General features: G+C 48.6%; 16 protein-coding genes. 10 read left to right on the forward strand and 6 right to left on the reverse strand.

Annotation, left to right across the window (positions count from 1 at the left end; all coding sequences use genetic code 11):
* Window positions 1–66 precede the first annotated feature (66 nt).
* Window positions 67–630: a hypothetical protein gene (locus B3A20_RS01070; protein ID WP_290760929.1), complete on the forward strand. Its 564-nt coding sequence runs from the start codon at window positions 67–69 to the stop codon at window positions 628–630.
* Window positions 623–2,791, forward strand: coding sequence for a PorV/PorQ family protein (locus B3A20_RS01075; RefSeq protein ID WP_290760931.1), 2,169 nt, complete (start codon window positions 623–625; stop codon window positions 2,789–2,791). Before B3A20_RS01070 ends, B3A20_RS01075 begins: the two co-directional genes overlap by 8 nt.
* Window positions 2,792–2,976: 185 nt before the next feature.
* On the opposite strand, the gene rsmG is transcribed toward B3A20_RS01075, so the two are convergent.
* Window positions 2,977–3,744, reverse strand: coding sequence for a 16S rRNA (guanine(527)-N(7))-methyltransferase RsmG (gene rsmG / locus B3A20_RS01080; RefSeq protein ID WP_290760933.1), 768 nt, complete (start codon window positions 3,742–3,744; stop codon window positions 2,977–2,979).
* Between the two features lie 81 nt (window positions 3,745–3,825).
* On the opposite strand from rsmG, the gene B3A20_RS01085 reads away from it, so the two are divergent.
* The 7 genes from B3A20_RS01085 to B3A20_RS01115 all read left to right on the forward strand — a co-directional run bounded on the left by B3A20_RS01085 (window position 3,826) and on the right by B3A20_RS01115 (window position 11,720).
* The gene (locus tag B3A20_RS01085; protein WP_290760935.1) at window positions 3,826–5,247 is read left to right on the forward strand and encodes a hypothetical protein; all 1,422 of its coding nucleotides are present in this window, start codon (window positions 3,826–3,828) and stop codon (window positions 5,245–5,247) included.
* Window positions 5,248–5,427: 180 nt separating this feature from the next.
* Window positions 5,428–5,823 carry a hypothetical protein gene (locus B3A20_RS01090; RefSeq protein WP_290760937.1) on the forward strand — a complete coding sequence of 132 codons (396 nt, stop codon included), beginning with the start codon at window positions 5,428–5,430 and terminating at the stop codon, window positions 5,821–5,823.
* Window positions 5,824–5,826: 3 nt separating this feature from the next.
* Entirely contained in the window at window positions 5,827–6,549 is a 723-nt protein-coding gene (locus B3A20_RS01095; RefSeq protein ID WP_290760939.1) for an epoxyqueuosine reductase QueH, read from the forward strand.
* Window positions 6,550–6,599: 50 nt separating this feature from the next.
* On the forward strand, window positions 6,600–7,610 hold the full coding sequence (locus tag B3A20_RS01100; RefSeq protein ID WP_290760941.1) for an FISUMP domain-containing protein: 1,011 nt from the start codon (window positions 6,600–6,602) through the stop codon (window positions 7,608–7,610).
* 72 nt (window positions 7,611–7,682) lie between these two features.
* On the forward strand, window positions 7,683–9,995 hold the full coding sequence (locus tag B3A20_RS01105; RefSeq protein ID WP_290760942.1) for a YgiQ family radical SAM protein: 2,313 nt from the start codon (window positions 7,683–7,685) through the stop codon (window positions 9,993–9,995).
* Between the two features lie 157 nt (window positions 9,996–10,152).
* The gene (locus B3A20_RS01110; RefSeq protein WP_290760944.1) at window positions 10,153–11,208 is read left to right on the forward strand and encodes a helix-turn-helix domain-containing protein; all 1,056 of its coding nucleotides are present in this window, start codon (window positions 10,153–10,155) and stop codon (window positions 11,206–11,208) included.
* Complete coding sequence (locus tag B3A20_RS01115) at window positions 11,205–11,720, forward strand: hypothetical protein (RefSeq protein WP_290760946.1); 516 nt, start codon at window positions 11,205–11,207, stop codon at window positions 11,718–11,720. Before B3A20_RS01110 ends, B3A20_RS01115 begins: the two co-directional genes overlap by 4 nt.
* A gap of 173 nt (window positions 11,721–11,893) precedes the next feature.
* Here the strand turns inward: B3A20_RS01115 and B3A20_RS01120 are convergent, their stop codons facing one another.
* Complete coding sequence (locus B3A20_RS01120; protein WP_290760948.1) at window positions 11,894–12,736, reverse strand: 50S ribosomal protein L11 methyltransferase; 843 nt, start codon at window positions 12,734–12,736, stop codon at window positions 11,894–11,896.
* A gap of 84 nt (window positions 12,737–12,820) precedes the next feature.
* On the opposite strand from B3A20_RS01120, the gene B3A20_RS01125 reads away from it, so the two are divergent.
* Window positions 12,821–13,861, forward strand: a complete 1,041-nt coding sequence (locus B3A20_RS01125) for a Fic family protein (RefSeq protein WP_290760950.1) — start codon at window positions 12,821–12,823, stop codon at window positions 13,859–13,861.
* Window positions 13,862–14,426: 565 nt separating this feature from the next.
* Here B3A20_RS01125 and B3A20_RS01130 read toward each other — a convergent pair.
* The 4 genes from B3A20_RS01130 to B3A20_RS01145 form a co-directional block, all read right to left on the reverse strand.
* A complete protein-coding gene (locus B3A20_RS01130) occupies window positions 14,427–15,875 on the reverse strand; it encodes an RNA-binding domain-containing protein (RefSeq protein WP_290760952.1) in 1,449 nt (482 codons plus the stop codon).
* A gap of 17 nt (window positions 15,876–15,892) precedes the next feature.
* On the reverse strand, window positions 15,893–16,732 hold the full coding sequence (gene dinD, locus B3A20_RS01135) for a DNA damage-inducible protein D (RefSeq protein WP_088660050.1): 840 nt from the start codon (window positions 16,730–16,732) through the stop codon (window positions 15,893–15,895).
* Window positions 16,733–16,918: 186 nt separating this feature from the next.
* Window positions 16,919–17,908, reverse strand: a complete 990-nt coding sequence (locus B3A20_RS01140; RefSeq protein ID WP_290760956.1) for a hypothetical protein — start codon at window positions 17,906–17,908, stop codon at window positions 16,919–16,921.
* A gap of 68 nt (window positions 17,909–17,976) precedes the next feature.
* Window positions 17,977–18,179 (reverse strand): winged helix-turn-helix domain-containing protein (locus B3A20_RS01145; protein ID WP_290760958.1); only part of this gene is annotated, 203 nt, incomplete at its 5' end.

Raw genomic sequence — 18,179 nt, forward strand, 5'->3', positions numbered from 1 at the left:
TCCTGCCTTATAAAATAGAAAATGCTAGTTTTTGAGAGTAAGGATTTATCGTAAACGGATTTAAATATGCTATCAATCATCATCGTCATTGCGATTGTGCTATTGTCCATCGTCCTCGCCGGGATTGGAATTTATGTAGGCATGCACAATTCCGATGAAAAAGAAACGACAAAACCCATTATCGACGTATCGGGGCAATACGCCGCCATCGGCCGACCCGCCCGCGAGACGCTCACCGCAGTGAAGCCCTCCGAAGCATCCATCAGGGCTTGGCTTGAGACCCAGAATTTGACTCCAGAACAAAGGTTGGCCTACATCGAGCAGTGGAACCAGACGCTGGAAGAAACAATCAAGACGATTGACGAAGGGGACAAGCAAGGGGTCGCGACTTACAGAATCGTGATTGGTCCCAAGGGCAAGAATTATTGTAAATTCGTGAGTGAGGAAAATTTCATCACCCGCGAACAGATTCGCAATCACGCGGAAATTTTACCACCTTATGTTTTGGGCTGCGACTGTAAGCTTTTACCGAAGCAGCCCTGGGAAAACCCGAGCAAATCCGGATGGAAGGCTGTGATCCCGACACACGGAAACACTTACAACGTCCCGGATTGGAGGCAACTTGCGTAAGTCATTATTATCTGCTATTCTTTTGGCACCTGCCATGGCACTCGCCACAGGTTCGGCCATCATCACCCTCCAGATGCCCGTTGGCGCACGCCAGCTAGGTATGGGCGAAGTCGGTGCCGCACTTGCCGATGACGCAACCGCCATGTACTACAACCCGGCAGGGCTTGCATTCGGGCCTCTCGCTGACGAATGGCGCACTTCTTACAAAGCAGACGCCAAGCAAACGCCGTTCTTCACGCACATGGCATCCCGCTCCAAGAACGGGTTCTTCGACAAAAGCGAACTCTGGGCAGGCACCACGCAGGGCATTCTCAAGTTCGATGGCGAACAGTGGGTCAACTACTACTCCGTCACCTTGCAAGGGAACGCCAAGATTAAGGACGCCGTACGCACCTACGTTGGCTCGGAACGCGGTCTCGACGAATACACCCGAGTCGTGAAAGCATTCAACGACGTGAAAAATGCCGACGACGAATCGCACGTGGTCGAAGTCAAGATGCCCTGGGACCTCGTCGTCAAGGACACCATCACCGCCATCCTCTACGAAAGCCTTACCGAAAAGCTCTGGGTAGGTACCCCCAAGGGCCTTTACCGCTTTGACGGCAAGAGCTGGAAATCCTTTGAAACGGAACTCGGCGAACGCCGCGTGACCGCACTTGCAAAGCAGGGCGCCTCCCTCTGGATCGGTACAGACAACGGTCTCTTCGTCTACCGCAACGGCGCCTTCGAACAGAAGGGCAAGGTCCTCCCGAGTCAAAAAATTAACGCACTCGTCTGGTCCGAAAACCGCAAGGAACTTTACGTAGCCGTCGATGGCGCAGGTGTTGCACGCCTCACCCCGAAAAAGAGCGCTAACGACAAGGACCGCTGGAGCCTGTTCAACCTTGAAGACGGCATCATGGACCTCACCCCGACTGCACTCGCCGTCGACAGTTCGGGCCATGTCTGGGCAGCGCACAAGGGCGGTCTCTCGCACTTTACACTGCGCAAGTGGGAACAAGTGCAGTTTGCGAATAACACCGTAAACGACGTTTCTGTGGACCGCAAGGGCGCCATCTGGATTGCAACCGACCTTGGCGTCTGGCGCCACTTGCCTGATTACGCCACCGCCAGCGGCCGTAAGGCAGAACTTGAACGCAGTTCCAAAGAAGACCCGGAAGCGACAAAGCGCGACGACGAATGGACGCACTACCACCAGGGCAACGGCCTTTCGACAAACAAGGTCTGGGAAGTCCTCCCCGAAGGGAACGACGTGTGGTTCAGCACGGCAAACGGCATGGAACAGTACAAGGATGCCGACTACCAGCTCACCGCCTTCTACGAAAAGCTTTTGCCAGTTTTGAACATCCCGGACCTTTACCACCTCTACGGCGGCATGACCATTCCGCTGAATGACTGGGGAACGCTCGGTGTATCCGTGAACTTCGTCTCGTTCGGCTCAACCGTCGTTTCTGGCGACCTGGATGCCGATGACCTCGTAGCTTACAACAGTTCTGAAATCGTCGGCGGCGTGAGCTACGGTACGCGCTTCCCGAACGACTGGGGCCTCGGCCTCTCCATCAAGTTCTTCTATTCCGACCTGAGCTCTGGCGCAGGCGCAGGCGAAGAAGAAGCCACTACGTTCGGTTATGCATTTGACATTGGCGTCTTGAAAAAGAACCTCTTCATCCCGAAATTGAACTTCGCATTAGTCCTTGCCAACATCGGCCCGAGCGTGTACTACGTCGATAAGACCATCGAAGACCCGATTCCCCTTACCTGGCGCCTCGGCCTCTCTTACGAGATTCTCAGCATGGCAGACTACAAGTGGACTGTCGCATTCGATTACAACCGCGAAGTCGTGATGGACGATGACAAGGGCAATCCGGAACCGTTCTACATCGCCTGTTGGAAAGACCTCTTTGCCCCCGATGATGACGATGTCAATACACTCCTCCAGGGCGTTTTCAACTTCGGTACGGAATTCATTTATTCTAATACAATCGCTCTCCGCTTAGGCTACCTCTACGACCGCGTGGGCAAACGCAACGAAGTAGACTTCGGTGTAGGCGTGATGCTTTCCGACGTGTTGCAGTTCGACTGGGCTACAATCAAGAACGTAGGCCGTGCCGATGGCGTTCGCGATGGCCAGATGAGATTCGGCTTGCTGTTTAAGTTCTAGGCTGCTAGTTATCAGTCATTAGTCACTGGTCATTAGTTAAAACTTGGCGGTTTCGCCGCAGTAGAAAGTAGACAGTAGGCAGAAAAAATCGCGACTACGTCGCCTGTTAACATTCAGCGAAAAAAGGAGATGCCCGCCAACGAGAGCGGGCATCTTTTTTATACGATAACAGAAATATTTTACGTTTATTCCACGCGTTCAAGAATAATCAGTGCGCGGTCCTGAGTGCTGTTCGGGATGGTATAGAAATGCTTCCCGACAAACTTGTAGCCGAAATCTTCTGGATAGAACGTTTTTAGTTCGTCTGCAACCGCAGGGCCCTTCATAAAGTACACGCGGCCGCCGACCTTCAAAGAATTTGCAATGCGAGGGAGCGTCTTTTCCATGAGCTCAAAAGCTCGGCTAATCACGCCATCGACAGGGATAGTCATGCTGCGGCTCGTGACCTTGTGGCCGAACACGTCAATTCCCTTGAGGCCCATCTTTTCGATGACCATGTTGAGGAAGTTGATACGATTCGGGCGCGGTTCGCACAACGTAAGTCGAATGGACGGATTCACAATCTTGAGCGGGATTCCCGGGAAACCGGCACCACTACCGACGTCAATCATGCGAGCAGGCCACTTTGGCACGTAAGCGTTGATGAGCGTGCAGTCGGCATAATGGCGCTCCACCATCGTCTCAAAAGCGTTAAGGCGGGTCAAATCCTGGTCATCATTATTCGCACGGAGCAACTGGTGGAATTCCCAAATCTGCTTCAAGGTTTCCTGCTGAAGTTCCACACCGTAGTAATGCAAAAGCTTGTCGAGCCCTGCAAGAGAGGGCGTCACACGCTTGCCGTTAAAAAGCGGAAACTCCGTACGCGGAGCCTTCATGTGGGGGATAAAATCCTTGCCAAGCGCACTCGCACCACTGCGAGGTTTGGAATTCTTTGACCAAGATGAATTTGCCATGCCCAAAAGTTAGAAAAGTTTTGCAATAAAAAAACGGGCCAAAACCTCCGTTCAAGCGTGTATATATAACGGAGGTTCCCTTTGCAAAAATTACTCATCATTCTCGCCCTTGCATTTTTTACGGTAGACACCCCAAAGGCATGTGCACAAGCCCTTGATTCGACAGCTCTACAACAAGAATCCGCACAACCGCCTTTTGACGCCGCCCAGGTATTCGAATGGTGGGACGACGGTCTCATCACCGCCGAGCAGGCCGATGAAATCTTCTCGCGACTCGAAGAAGATAACTACGACGAAGCCTGCCTACTTGCAGAGGTCTATGCACAGGAACCCTGCCAAATCAAAAAAGAAAAGAGGCCGCACAACAAACGAAAGCACAAAAAAGAGAATGTACCACGGGCAACAAAAGCGACACATGCCTCCACTATTGCATCCATCGTTCCACATGGCCGCGCATCGTGGAAGGGCCAGTACGATTCCGAGGGGCATTTGAAAAAACACCGCAAAGAATTGCAACTCCAGTTCTACTATTTCAAATTGCGTCTAGGTTCACAAGAGCTACTTTCTTACCGCCGCGACAACTTCGAATCGTATTTCGGACAAATTTCCACTTTAGAACTTCATAGCCACTTACCGCTAGACACCCTGTGGGGAGCCGCACTCCTCTTCCCCATCGGCAAGTTCCGGCTCGGCACATTCTTTGATACGGCAAAGACATTCCAAACGCGATTATCATTTCTCGCAAGCCGTTCCACTGAAATCTCGGGTTCATTCTGGAAATTTTCAAATGCCACCGCCATTGCGCTACAAGCCCACACGACACTTGGGCAAATTTCCGCCTGGTACCAGTTCGGGCAAAATCGGCCACTCGTCAAAATTCAGCTGCAAAACGATGAAAAATGGCTAACATGGAAAACAACCGCCTATATCCACGGCGACACCGTTCCACAAGGGCTCAACCTGAGCAAAGGCATTGCCGAAAACTGGCTCTGGGCATCGCAAACATTTTCCGCAAAATGGCCCGAAGCGCTAAACATGGTCCTATCCGCCAAAGCGCGACTCCTAAGCCCCGTTGGCACCGACTCCGTGAGCGCAAGGTTCAAGCTCTCCCTGGAATCCGGCCCCGCCCATTTACGACCAAGCATAAACGTGACCTGCATCGAAGCCGCCGAGAACTGCCAAAACACCGAATGGAAGGGCTCAATCCAATCCGCATGGGACACTTTCGCCTTCAATGCGAGCGCAAAGTTCCGCTATAACCGCAACCAAAGTTCCAAATTACCCAAAATTGAGCTTGCGGCAAGCTACCGCACTCACCTGGCACTCGCCAAGCTAACAGTCGCATTCCCCGAAACCACCCCCGCCAGGGGCATTTCCGTCCAAAACGAGGTTTCACTCCACACTGCACCGCTTGGTTGCGATTTCGTGTTCGCCTTTAAAAAGACCCAAACCAAGCCATTCAAGCCAAATTTCGCCCACATCCAAGCAAGCCTCAATTTTTGAAACATTTTGCCCCAATTAGGCCACTTCAAACAAACGTGGATACAATTGTAACCACTATTTTTTGGAATAATCCAATCTATCGCTCTTAAGAAATCTATTATTATTAATACCCAAACACTCTCAGACTCCTTTAGGTTACCTCCTTTGCCTGAAGGAGTCCTTTTTTTTTATCTTAGGGATATGTTTTACATCGCTGCAATTATCGGATCTATCGTCTTTTTGCCCTCCATCGCACTGAACATAGCGCTTGCGCTTGGGGCACCGCTAGGCATGTACGCCATGAACGGCCGCCACAAGGTCGTTCCCCAGGAGGTCCGCAAGGCATTCATATTGCCGATTATCATGCAATTTGTGGCACTTTTTACGATTTTAAGTGCCGGGCACGTGCTGCCGGAGACGATCCCGTTTGGGATTGTGCGCATCCTCGCATTTTTCTACGCTGTTTACCTGACTTTTTACACGGCAACGGTATTCTTTAGCTTGAGTGCCCAGGAACGCCATGTGATGGGACCGCTCGCAATCGCCTCGACCATCTGCTTCTGGATTACTGCTTTTGGCACTTTAAGCTGGGAGTAATATATGGCCGAAAAGGATCAAACGCACATTGTTCAGCGCGAAAAGGAGATACCCGACCAAATCGGGCATGACAAAGGCCATCCCAAGCACAATTACCAGGTCGATTTGGACCGCATCATACGCAGGCTTGAACGCACGGGTGAAGTGCCGACGCTCTTGTTGCATGCGTGTTGCGCGCCGTGCAGCAGCTACACCATCGAATACCTTTCCCAATACTTCAAGATTACACTTTTCTACTACAACCCGAACATCGCCCCCGCCGAAGAATACCAGCATCGCGTGAACGAAATCAAGCGCTTTGTCGCTGAATTTAAGACAAAGTACCCAGTTACGCTTGTCGAAGGCGAATACGACCCGAAAAAGTTTTACGATGTTGCCCGCGGGCTCGAAAAAGAACCCGAAGGAGGCAAGCGCTGCCGCAAATGCTTTGAGCTCCGCCTTGCTGAATCCGCAAGACTCGCCAAGGAACTGAATTGCGACTACTTCACGACGACGCTCACCATAAGCCCGATGAAGGACGCCCAAGTGCTCAACGAGGTCGTACAGGAACAGTGCGACATTTACGGCATCAAGCGGCTCCCAAGCGATTTCAAGAAGAAGGGCGGTTACAAGCGTTCCATCCAGCTCTCGCACGAATACAACCTCTACCGCCAGAATTTTTGCGGGTGCGTCTACTCCATGCGCGAAGCGGAAGAACGCGAATTGAATAAAACGCGTGACATTTAGAGCGTTATTATATATACTTTTATAGAATGCACAGGATATGGATATACGCAATGGCCGTCTTGGGGGGAATCGTCACAAGCGCATGCAGTGACGACGTTACCGATGCGCACGAAACAGGCAATATCCGCGACGACCAACCTTCTGGCTCCATCGAAATCATTGAGATTATCGATAAATCACCTAGCAAAAGTTCTTCTAGCATATACCGTTCCAAAAAAAAGGATCTTTACTTTTCAAATAAAATTGAAATCAAAAGTTCATCAAGCAAACAGTCATCTTCAAGCAAGGCCAAAGACTGCTCGAGCAGTTCCAAGCCAATACCTAAATCTTCCAGTTCTAGCGCCCAGTCTTCTAGCTCAAAACCCGCCAGTTCCAGCAGTGAAGAAAGTTCTAGTTCTGAGGCGCCAAAGTCCAGTGCCGAGCTCCGCTTTTACAATTGCGACCAATACGACTGCGTCACCATGGAATACCTGAATACAGACATTTCTTACGGCGAAATGCTAGACAAGCGCGACAACCAGGTTTACCGCACCCTCGTCATCAGTAACCATGTGTGGACCGCACAAAACATGAACTATAAAATCGAGACCGAAAAGGGCAGCGAAGAATCCAGTTGGTGCTACGCCAACAACCCCGAACACTGTCAAGAACTTGGCCGCCTTTACACTTGGGAAGCCGCTCAAAAAGTTTGTCCTGAAGGCTGGCATTTGCCCACCGCCGATGAATGGGCGGAACTTTTAAATGACCACTCTTGCAACGTTGAACTTTATCAAGACTCTGTTCTCATTTTCAATTGCTCCGGAGGCGAATTAAAAGCAGCCGAAACATGGGGCAAGGTCAACAAGGATCCCAACGGATTTTCCGTCGTTGCAGCAGGAATTCACTACACAGACGGATTCCATTCGTACAACGAATACGCTTTATTTTGGACATCAACAGAATTTGAAGATCCTTCCTTCTATGCGGCTAGTTTCAACGAATCCGACGGCGCAACCCTTTGGCCCCAAAACAAAAACAAATACGGGCTTTCTGTCCGTTGCGTCAAAGGAAACGCTGAGTAAGACGAAAATAAATTCCGCCTGCATTCGCGTTTTCTATCTTTGACTTAAAACCCTCAACTCCAAAGTTCCATTATGTACGATCCTCGATTTTTACCCATTTGCAAAGAAGACCTGGACGAACTCGGTTGGGATTACGTTGACGTGATTATCATCAGCGCCGACGCCTACGTGGACCACCCTTGCTTTGGGCATGCGGTTGTCGGACGACTTTTGGAACACGAGGGTTTGCGCGTGGCGATTTTGCCGCAGCCGAACTGGCGCGACGACTTGCGCGATTTCAAGAAGCTTGGGAAGCCGAGACTTTTCTTTGCCATTTCGAGCGGCATGGACTCCATGGTGAACCACTACACCGCAGCAAAGCGCCTCCGCAGTGACGACGCCTTCACGCCGGGGAACAAGGCCGGATTCCGCCCGGATTACGCGACATACACATACGCAAAAATTTTGAAGATGCTCTACCCCGATGTGCCGCTGCTCATTGGAGGTCTCGAATCGAGCCTTCGCCGCGTGACGCATTACGACTACTGGAGCAACAGACTCAAGCCGAGTATTTTGTTCGATACGCAGGCCGATATTCTCGTTTACGGCATGGGCGAAAAGCCGCTGAAAGAAATCGTTCGTTTGCTCAAAAAAGGCGTTCCGTTCTCGAGCCTGAATTCTGTTCCGCAAACTGCCTACTTGGCGCCTAAAGGGAACGTTCCGAAGAACAGCAATTGGGAAGACTTGCGTTTGTACAGCTACGAGGAATGCCTAGAAAGCAAGCGGAATCAAATCGAGAACTGCCGCCAAGTGGATATCGAATGTAACAAGTGGTTCCAGCGCCGCATTCTGCAAGATGTCGCCGAACAGACCGTGGTGATTAACCCCGCGTACCCGCCGATGGAATACGGCGAACTCGACGAAAGCTTTGAATACCCCTACGCCCGCGAACCGCACCCGCGCTACAAAAAGCGCGGCAACATTCCGGCGTTCGACATGATCAAGTTCAGCATCAACACGCACCGCGGCTGTTTTGGCGGTTGCAGTTTCTGCGCCATCAACGCACACCAGGGCAAATTCATCGCAAGCCGTAGCCGCGAAAGCATTCTGCGCGAAGTCGAAATCGTGACGCAGATGGAAGGATTTGCCGGAACAATCACAGACCTCGGCGGCCCTAGCGCAAATATGTACAACATGCGTGGACGCGACCCGAGCCGTTGCCAAAAGTGCGCTCGTGCAAGTTGCCTTACACCCAAGATTTGCGACAACATGGACACGCACCACGCCGAAATCTTGAGCCTTTATCGCGAAGTGCGCAACCATCCGAAAGTGAAGCATCTGTTCATCGGAAGCGGCGTTCGTTACGACATGCTCTTGCAGGAGACGGATGACGAAGAACTCCGCAAGGACCACGAAGAATACGCCCGCGAACTCATCGACTACCACGTGAGCGGCCGCTTGAAGGTTGCGCCGGAGCACACAAGCGACGCCGTGCTGAAACTGATGCGCAAGCCGAGCTTTACGCTGTTTCACAAGTTCAAGGAATTCTTTGACGACGAATGCAAACGCATCGGTAAAAAGCAGCAACTGATTCCGTACTTTATCAGTAGCCATCCGGGATGCACCGAAGCCGACATGGCTGAACTTGCGCTCGAAACAAAGCAATTGGGTTTCCAGTTGGAACAAGTTCAAGACTTTACACCAACGCCGATGACGATTGCGACCGAGATGTTCTACGCTGAAATGACGCCGGACGGAAAGCCGCTCTTTGTCGCGAAAACGCCCGAAGAAAAGGCGAACCAGAAGCAATTCTTCTTCTGGTACATCCCCGCAAACCGCCCGCATCTGCGCGAAGTCTTGGAACGGCTCAAGATGGGTAAGGTCAGCCGCTTGTTGCTGAGCCGCACGGCAATGGCCGAAGGCAAGGAATACTTCCCCAGCAAGGAACGCGAAGAAAACGAAGACTTCCGCAACCGCGAAATGCAAAAGCGCGACGAACGCACGAATGCATTACGCCCGAAAAAAGAGAAGGTCAAGAATCGTTGGCGAGATGAAGGGTACGAGCCGCGCGGGGACCGCTGGGAGGATAATCGCGAAATGCGCCTAGGAATGCGCGGGGACCGCTACGAAGGCCGCGAACGCTTTGGCGAGAATCGCCGAGAACAACGTTTTGAAACGCGATATGAACCGCGCGAGAATCGCCGCGACTTTGACCGCCGAAGCAATGTATTCGAAGACCGCCGAGATTTCGATCGCAATGGGGATCGCCGCGGGAACCAGCAGAATGCGCCGTTCCGCGAACACCGCAATGTCGAAGACAAGAACCGCTTCAACAGCGGCGAAATAAACCTCGCCAGCCGCCGTTCACACGGTAAAGGCTTCAAGAAGCCTTCGTTTAAGAAGTAAGTAAACAGTGGTTAGTGGCTAGTATTTTTTTCATTCGTCATCCTCGCGAAGGCGAGGATCTTTAGCATCAGCAATTTATGGAACGCCATTGACAAAAAAAACGCTTAGTTTACAAATTATAACTCTTTATATATATTTGTAAACAACGGAGGAAAGTATGGCGGAACTTTCTATTTTTTCATCAAGGCTTAAAAATGCCCGCATCATGATGGGGCTTTCTATGGACGAACTCTGCGCGTCTATGGGAAACAAAGTCTCAAAGATGGCCATTTCCAAATACGAAAAAGGTTTGATGGCTCCAAGCAGCGATATCGTCATCGCATTGTCAAAAGCACTTCACCAGCCTATTGATTATTTCTTTAGGCCCTTTGCCGTACAAGTCGAATCTGTTCGATTCCGTAAAAAAAGTTCTCTCCCGCAAAAAAAAGAGAACGGCATCCGCGAAGCCATTGCGGACCTTATGGAACGTTATATCAACATCGAAGAAATCTGTGGCGATGAAACGATACAATCGCCCCTTCCCCGCATAAGCGCATCTTCGTCCAAAGAAGTCAAGGCAGCAGCAGCTAAAATCCGCAAAGAATGGAACCTTGGTCTAGACGGCATCGTGAATGTTATTGACTTGCTCGAACGAAACGGAGTAAAAGTTATCGAAATTGATGCACCAGATTCATTCGATGGCATGAGTTCTCTAGTCAATGAAAAATTCCATGTAGTCATTCTAAACAAAACTTTTTCCGTCGAAAGAAAACGCTTTACGGCACTACATGAACTTGGACATTTGGTTCTGCAATTCCCTAAAAACATCAACAATAAGCAAGAAGAAACTTTCTGTCACCTGTTTGCTAGCGAAATGTTGCTTCCCGAATCAGAACTCAAACGAATTCTCGGGAGCACTCGAAAAGACATTTCATATCAGGAGCTGAAAGCGATTCAACTTTCTTACGGAATTTCTTGTGACGCCATCATGTACAAAGCAAAAGATTGCGGCATCATTTCGGAACAACGATTCCGCACCTTCTGCATCCAGAAAAACCGAGCAAAAGGATTCAAGGCACTTATAGAAAGAACCTTATTCCACCAAGAAACGTCAACCCGTTTCGTTAGCCTAGTTTACAAGGCTCTGAGCAAAGAACTTATTACTACATCCAAGGCTGCAAACCTTTTGCATCAAGACATTGAACAAGTTCGAAGAGATCTAGCCTTGGTATGATAAAAGAACGCATTGTCATAAGCGACGCAAACATCATCTTTGACTTACTTTCAGTAAGCCTACTGGAAGCGTTTTTTGCCTTGCCCTGCGAAATATGCACAACAGATTTAGTTATCAGCGAAATCACTCGACCAGAACAGCTGAAGATAGTCCAAAAATTTATCAATTCAAAGAAATTAGGTGTAGTATCTTTTAACGCCGCTGATTTTAGCCAAGTGATTTCGTTACACACGAGCTGTACAAATAACGCTTCAATCGCAGATTGTTCTGTATGGTATTACGCCAAAAAAATTGATGGCCGTCTTTTAACCGGAGACGGTAAGTTACGCTCAGCAGCACAAAAAGACGGTGTTAAAGTTTCAGGGGTTCTTTACCTATTCGACAATTTGATTGAATACAACATTTTATCCCCAAAAGAAGCTGCAGAAAATTTAGAAGCTCTCATGAATCTAAATATGCGCTTACCTAAAGGTGAGTGCGAATCAAGAATTCAATTTTGGCGAAATAAATAATCCGCGACTCTCGCCTTTTGCGTTTGTCGCCCTTACGGCTCATTTACGAGCGTGCAAGCACACTCCACCATTGCAAAATCACTTCGTGATTTTGCCAAACGCGCGGCTCGGTTATAGCCAAGCGAGCTTGGCTGCAACACTCGCCTTATGCGTTTGTCTCCTTTCCGGCTCATTTAGGAGCGTGCAAGCACGCTCCACCATTCGCCTTTGGTGCGTTCGACAGAGACTTTGAAACCAGCTTCATCGAACCATTTGAGGATGTAATCCTTTTCTGTGACAAGCTGTCCGCTGATGATGAGTTCGCCGCCTTCGGCGAGCAAGTCTTCGATGTCATCGCGGAGCGGCCAAAGTTCACTGCGGATCATGTTGCAGAGAATCACGTCGAACTTCGTTCCGTCCTTGAACGCATCCAGGAATCCGAGCACGCAGTCGCTTTCACCAAAACCATTGCGTTCAAAGTTTTCCGCAATGCAGGGAATCGTAAGCGGGTCGATTTCCGTTCCCACAGCAAGGCTTGCGCCCTTGCGACGTGCAAACATCGCGAGGATGCCCGTTCCCGTACCGATGTCGAGAACCGTCTTGCCCTTGAAATCGATATTTTCCATGAGCGCAGCACAGCTACTCGTTGTCTCGTGCTCGCCCGTACCAAATGCAGTCTTTGCCTCAAGTTCCAAGACAACCGCTTCAGGATCTTCCGGCGTAAATTCCACCCAAGGTGGACGAACCCAAAGGTGCTCGCTCACAGCCACCGGCTGCGCACGGTCGCGCCACCACTTGTCCCAATCCTTTGCAGGCTCTTCCGTTACAACAAAGTTGTACTGCGGAAATTCCGCCACGATGCGGTCACGTTCCGCCTTGTCGCCCGTGTAAAAACAGAACTCCGTGCGGCCAGCGGTCACCGGGTCGAGTTCTTCGAGCGTCGCAACACCCGCCTCGAAAAGCAGGTAGCTTGCAATTTCATATTCTTCATCGGGGCAATTGCCCTCAGCCTTGTACCAAGTTTCAATTTTCTGCATAGTTTAAATTTATCAAATTCAACGGAGCATTGAAACGCGCGCGCCAAATAACGCCGGAAAAAGAAATATATTTGAGAAAAGACCATGCTTTACATCCACCAATTCCCAGACTGGACGCGATTCCGCTTCGATTCTCCCAAGGTGCTCCAAGCGCTTGGGCAGACACGCCTTGAAGAAGGCAAGCTCATCGGAATCATGCAAATCTGTGGACTCAAGGACATCGAAGCAAAACTCCTCGCCGAAGACATCGTCGCCAATTACGCCATCGACGGCTACACGCTGGATTCCGCGCACACACTTGCCGAAGTAGAACTCAAAAGCAAAGGCTCGCAAAACTTTATCAAAAACTACCTCGGCGCCATCCAAAACGCCTCGCAGCCCCTCACCGCAGAACGCCTTTTCAGCTGGCATTCTGCGATGGGTCAGAACAAAGTCCTAAAGTTCCGCGAAATTCCGAGCGAAGTGCAAACGACCATCGACGAAAAGCAACTCCATTTTGTAGGCCCGAACCCGGAACGCCTCCAAAGCGAAATGAAAAACTTTTTATCGTGGTTCGAGAGCGCAAATATAGACGGGGTGATTAAAGCCGCAATTGCACATTTCTGGTTCATCACGATTCGCCCCTTCGCCGACGCAAATGGCAGACTCGCCCGCGCCATCACAGCCATGCAACTCGCCCGCGCCGAAAACACAACGCATTGCCAATACGCACTGAACAAACAAATTAACGTCCACAAAAGCGACTACTTCAAGATTCTCGCACGCACACAAGCCGCAAGCGGTGACCTCACCGAATGGATTTTATGGTTCCTGCAAATGATGCGAGACGCCATCAAAGATAGCGAACAACTTTTCGCCTCCGAAATCAGCCGCATCCAGTTCCGCAACGCCCACGCAAGCACCACCTTCAGCGAACGCGAACAACAACTCATCGACGAAATCATGGCAGGCCGCCTCGCGCAACCCTTCACCGCCAAAGAAGCTGCCGCCCTTTTCAACGCAAGCCACGACACCGCCCTCCGCGAAATCCAAAGCCTCATGGACAAAGGAATCCTCGAGACAAATAAAAAAGGCGGCCGCAGCATGCGATACAGACTGAAGATTGCTAGCGTATCCGAGAATTGATAGACGAATTTTATCCTATCACCCAACCGCTGTTGTCCTTCAAAATGTTTAAAAATAGATTAAAACAAGAACGCACATTTGTGTAATCTAACCCTCCCGTTTTTTCAGCTTCAATTTGTTTATAACCTTAGATACCTCCAACACCACATCCGTGTACTTGGACTTTGCCGTATCAAAGCATAAGTCTTTATCTACATCAATGAATCTTATACAATTTCCTCCGGGGTATCGCAAAGAATATGACACACCCTTATATGTACTGCATATCTCTTTAAAGAATTCTACAATCTTGCGAGAGTCATCTTTTTCTTTTTGCAATGGCGTTAATATTCGCTCTATTTTATCGTACAATTTTTGTTCTTCTTCAGTAAAGCCGCTTTCACCATCAGCGTATTATCCCCAGTAATACATCATTTCAACTTCTTTTTCTGTAAATGTATAGTTCATTTTTCCTCATTCTTATGATTAAGGTTACAGTTTGTGGTAGCTTTCAAGTCCTATTCTAAAGCTAAATCCACAGTTGTACCGCGTCAAGAGCTTGAACTTTTACTCATTTTAGAGTGATTTATTCAACTATTTCCCAGTATCCGTTTTTATTGCTGCCGACACGTTTCAGAACACCCTCTTTCTGTAGTTTTGACATACTTTTAGCAACAGACACACGGTGAAGATTTAGCTGTTCGGCAATTTCAGCTTGATTAGTTCTCGGATCACTCAAGATTATCTCAAGAATTTTCTTTTGACTATCAGTCAGTTTTATTGTAGCATTTATTGTAGCGCTTATTGTAGCGTTTATTGTAGCCTTTGCAGTCGGAATTACAGTCGGCTGTCCTTCATTCAATTCAAACGGAGTCACGTTAATCCTGTTGAAAGGGATCGTCACCACAATGAAATTTTTCTCAATCTTTATGGAATCGCGACCATACGCCTCGACAATCTTCGGCACACCACGTCCCGACCGTTCGCTTAACCGCAGTTGCAAGAAAATTGAAGCTAGGATTTCATTGACAGGGATGCTCACGCCCTTGTAAAAGCCCTCCAAATCCTGCTCAAGACCAAGACCGCCATGAGAAAGAATCTCTATACGGTCCGTAAAGACGCTGATCATGGGCGCATTCATTCCCAGCCACTTGTTATGAATAAACGCGTTCAATATTGCTTCGTGAAAAGCCTCGTAATCAAAAAGAGGAACATCCTTCCGCTCGGAAATACGTCCCCGTTCATCCGCCTGGATGATGTTGATGGCATCGCCGTATTCCAAAATTTTATCCATCGCATACAAAATACAGGAATTTCCGTATTCCTTGACTGAGAAAAGCGTATCAGCCTTGCTCTTGCCACTAAAAACGGAAACACGAATCGGAATGTCATTCGCATCCGAAAGCAGCAACGCCATAATGTTATAGCGTCCATCAGCAGTCAAGAGCCTGAGCGACTTCTTGAAAGTTTCCTTTCGAAGTGCAACGCCCTTCGCCCCATAATACATAAACAGTTTTTCAAAAGTCAGTTCCTGCGCATAATCAGGAGCCGCCATACTGACAATCGTCGGAATGCCATTAGACAAAATGTTCAAAAGACGAATTTCCCATTCAGGGAACTTCGAAAGTTTTTCTTTGCTTGAACCTATTCGGATAAAAGCTTGTGACAGGAACTTCGTTGGGACGGATTTCGCTGCAGGGACAGACAACAAAACAAGACGTTTGCCGTCAATCTGAACATCTTCAACATCAAAAGCAACGCTCGGCTTTAAATTCCTCGCGAGATAATGCTTGTAAGGCTCATGATTAACGTCCTTGTCAAAATTTACAGTCGTGCCGATGATTTCATGATTTGAATTGCGAATTCCCCACACGATATAACCAAATTCTCGGCCACACAATGCCGCTCCATTCGAAATCGCCGAAATATACTCGCCAACCTCGTCTTTTGAAAACCAACTTTCCTTAAAGTCCAACCACTCGTATTCATGCGGAAGGGCTATCAAGCTCTTTATAAGGTTCTCTGATTTTGACATAGGGCCTCCTGCGTTTTTCATTTCTTCGCAACGGCTTTCTTGCGCTCCTGTTTCAACTTTTGGGCACTGATTTTGGGCGTGGGGAGGTTTTCTGGCATTGTTCCGCCAAGTTCCGCAATCGTTTGGCGAACCTTCTTGCCTACGGCATAATGGGTTTCGTTTGCCCGTTCCTTCCCCTTGATGTTTTCACGACGGAGTTTGTCATCTGTCTGGGTGATGCGGAACAGGTTCGCAGCAAGTTCGGTGGCCCCCATGTGGTCCAAGATCTGTTCGTTTTTCTTGAGCCCCTTGCGCTTGTGAATATCCTTCATTCCCAACCCGTTGTAAAGTCCCTGGTAGCCACGATTTTGGAACACGGCGTAATCCACAGGCGTTTCAACACCGGCCGCCTTTGCAGAACTGGCAAGGAATTTGTTGCGAATGGTCACTTCGTCACGAATCGCCAGGCGTTTTTCGTCTTCCGAAAGCTGTGCCGCAGAGTCCGAAATTTCCTTCTGCCGGGTTTTAACAGCAAAATATGTTTGACCCAGGGCAATCACTTCTTTGCGGGGGTCTCCGTTCATCACAATCAGGTAACAAGCGTAACGCGAAAGCTTGATATCGGTGATTTCACGCTGGGCACCTTTAGCGAGGATTATCATTTTGCCGACGTCGGCAAAATGATCCTCAACATCCAACCCGCTGGCCTCACAGGCGGTTTTTGCACGGACAATCGATTCTTGAAAACGGCGCCACTGGGCATATTCAAGAGCCGTTTGCAGCTCCCTTGCATACCAGAATTCAGTTCCATTTTCGTCGGTGTGCTTGATATTCTCGAAAGTCTGCTGAGAATAAGTGACAATTTCTTTTTTAGCCATAGGGCCTCCTGTGTTTATTGTTTTTACTAGGAACGCCCTTGCAATACGGCAAAGCCAAATAAAGCAAAAGCGCATCATTCCTTTCTACGGAATGACGCGCATGAGTGTAATGTACCTAATATCGCAAAAGTTGGCAAGAGGGGCAAGAAAATTTTACATCTGGTTTTACTTTTGATTTGCACTTTATCACGGAAGCGTATAATAATCAAGTATCAGGTCAACCGCACTTGCGTCCTTGAGGATTCGGTTTTCTATCTCGGGCATTGGCTCGGGTTCGTTTCTTTTTTCAAAGTCCATGAGATCCAAATACGTCGAAATCCTTAGACGGTTCTGAGAAGATAAGCCCATAGCCGTGGCATAGACCTTTGCGTTTCGAATAATCTCTGCACCACGAGGAATTCCTATAGATTCAAGGTTATCCGGAATATAAGAGAATCCCATAAAATAGACTCGCTGTGCACTTTTCAGGAATTCTTGATACTTTGCCTTTTCAGTTTCATCGCGATTCTGGCGCTTTTCCCAGACAGTTTCCATCCTCTTGGCAATTTCTTGATATTTGCCATTTTCTACAGCACCAAAGGGAATTTCCTCAAGAGAGCCGATAAAGCCATTGACATGAAATATTTGCATTTCTTTTATAAAGGCATGAGCGGCAGCATCTGCATATTGCTTGTCCGATGTCAGATACAAGAAGATGCAATATTCCAGGACGCGGTCATAATTAAAGGTAAGGAACACCGTTTGTTTCAGGATTTCTTTCCAATTATCTTGCTGGTCTATCCGAGAAAGCAGATGTTGAATCCAGTCAATGTTGCCAAGCCGTGACGCTTGTTCCGCCTTCAAGATCTCGTAAGCTATCAGACGTTTTCCGAAATCAGCTTGTTCGTTTTGCTTTTGACCTAAGCGATTCTTCAAAAATTCATCTGTCGAAACCATCATTGAATGGCGAATACTTTGGGCAAAAGGAAGAACAATCCCATCCATCAATTGATTGTAGAAGTTTTCATGTTCAGTGTACGGTAAGACCCACGCATAATCTTTTCCGTATTGTCTTTTATTATCTGTACTTGAATAACCAAAATGCTCTTGATATAAATCAACTAGGAAAATATCAATTGAGTCGTTAGGGTCTCTAGGAAATTTTCTGCCGTAGTCGAAATTCTTCAACTTCTGCATCAGCATTGCACCCGTAGGGAATCCATACGGGACACTGCAACCGGCACCTATGACAAAAACATCAGACATCATTTTTTCAACGAGTACGTCCTATTCTTGTTTGCCCCGTTGGAGACAATTTTGCCTTCTTCAACAAGTTCTGTTATGTAGTCCTTAGTTCGAGAAATCTTCAAGCCTATAACATCAGCAATTTCTCGTGAGCGGGCTTCTTCGTGTTCAGCAAGGTATTCGACAATCTTTTCCTTGAAATTTATCGCCGATTTATCGCCGA

Source organism: Fibrobacter sp. UBA4297, from assembly GCF_002394865.1.
GTDB lineage: Bacteria > Fibrobacterota > Fibrobacteria > Fibrobacterales > Fibrobacteraceae > Fibrobacter.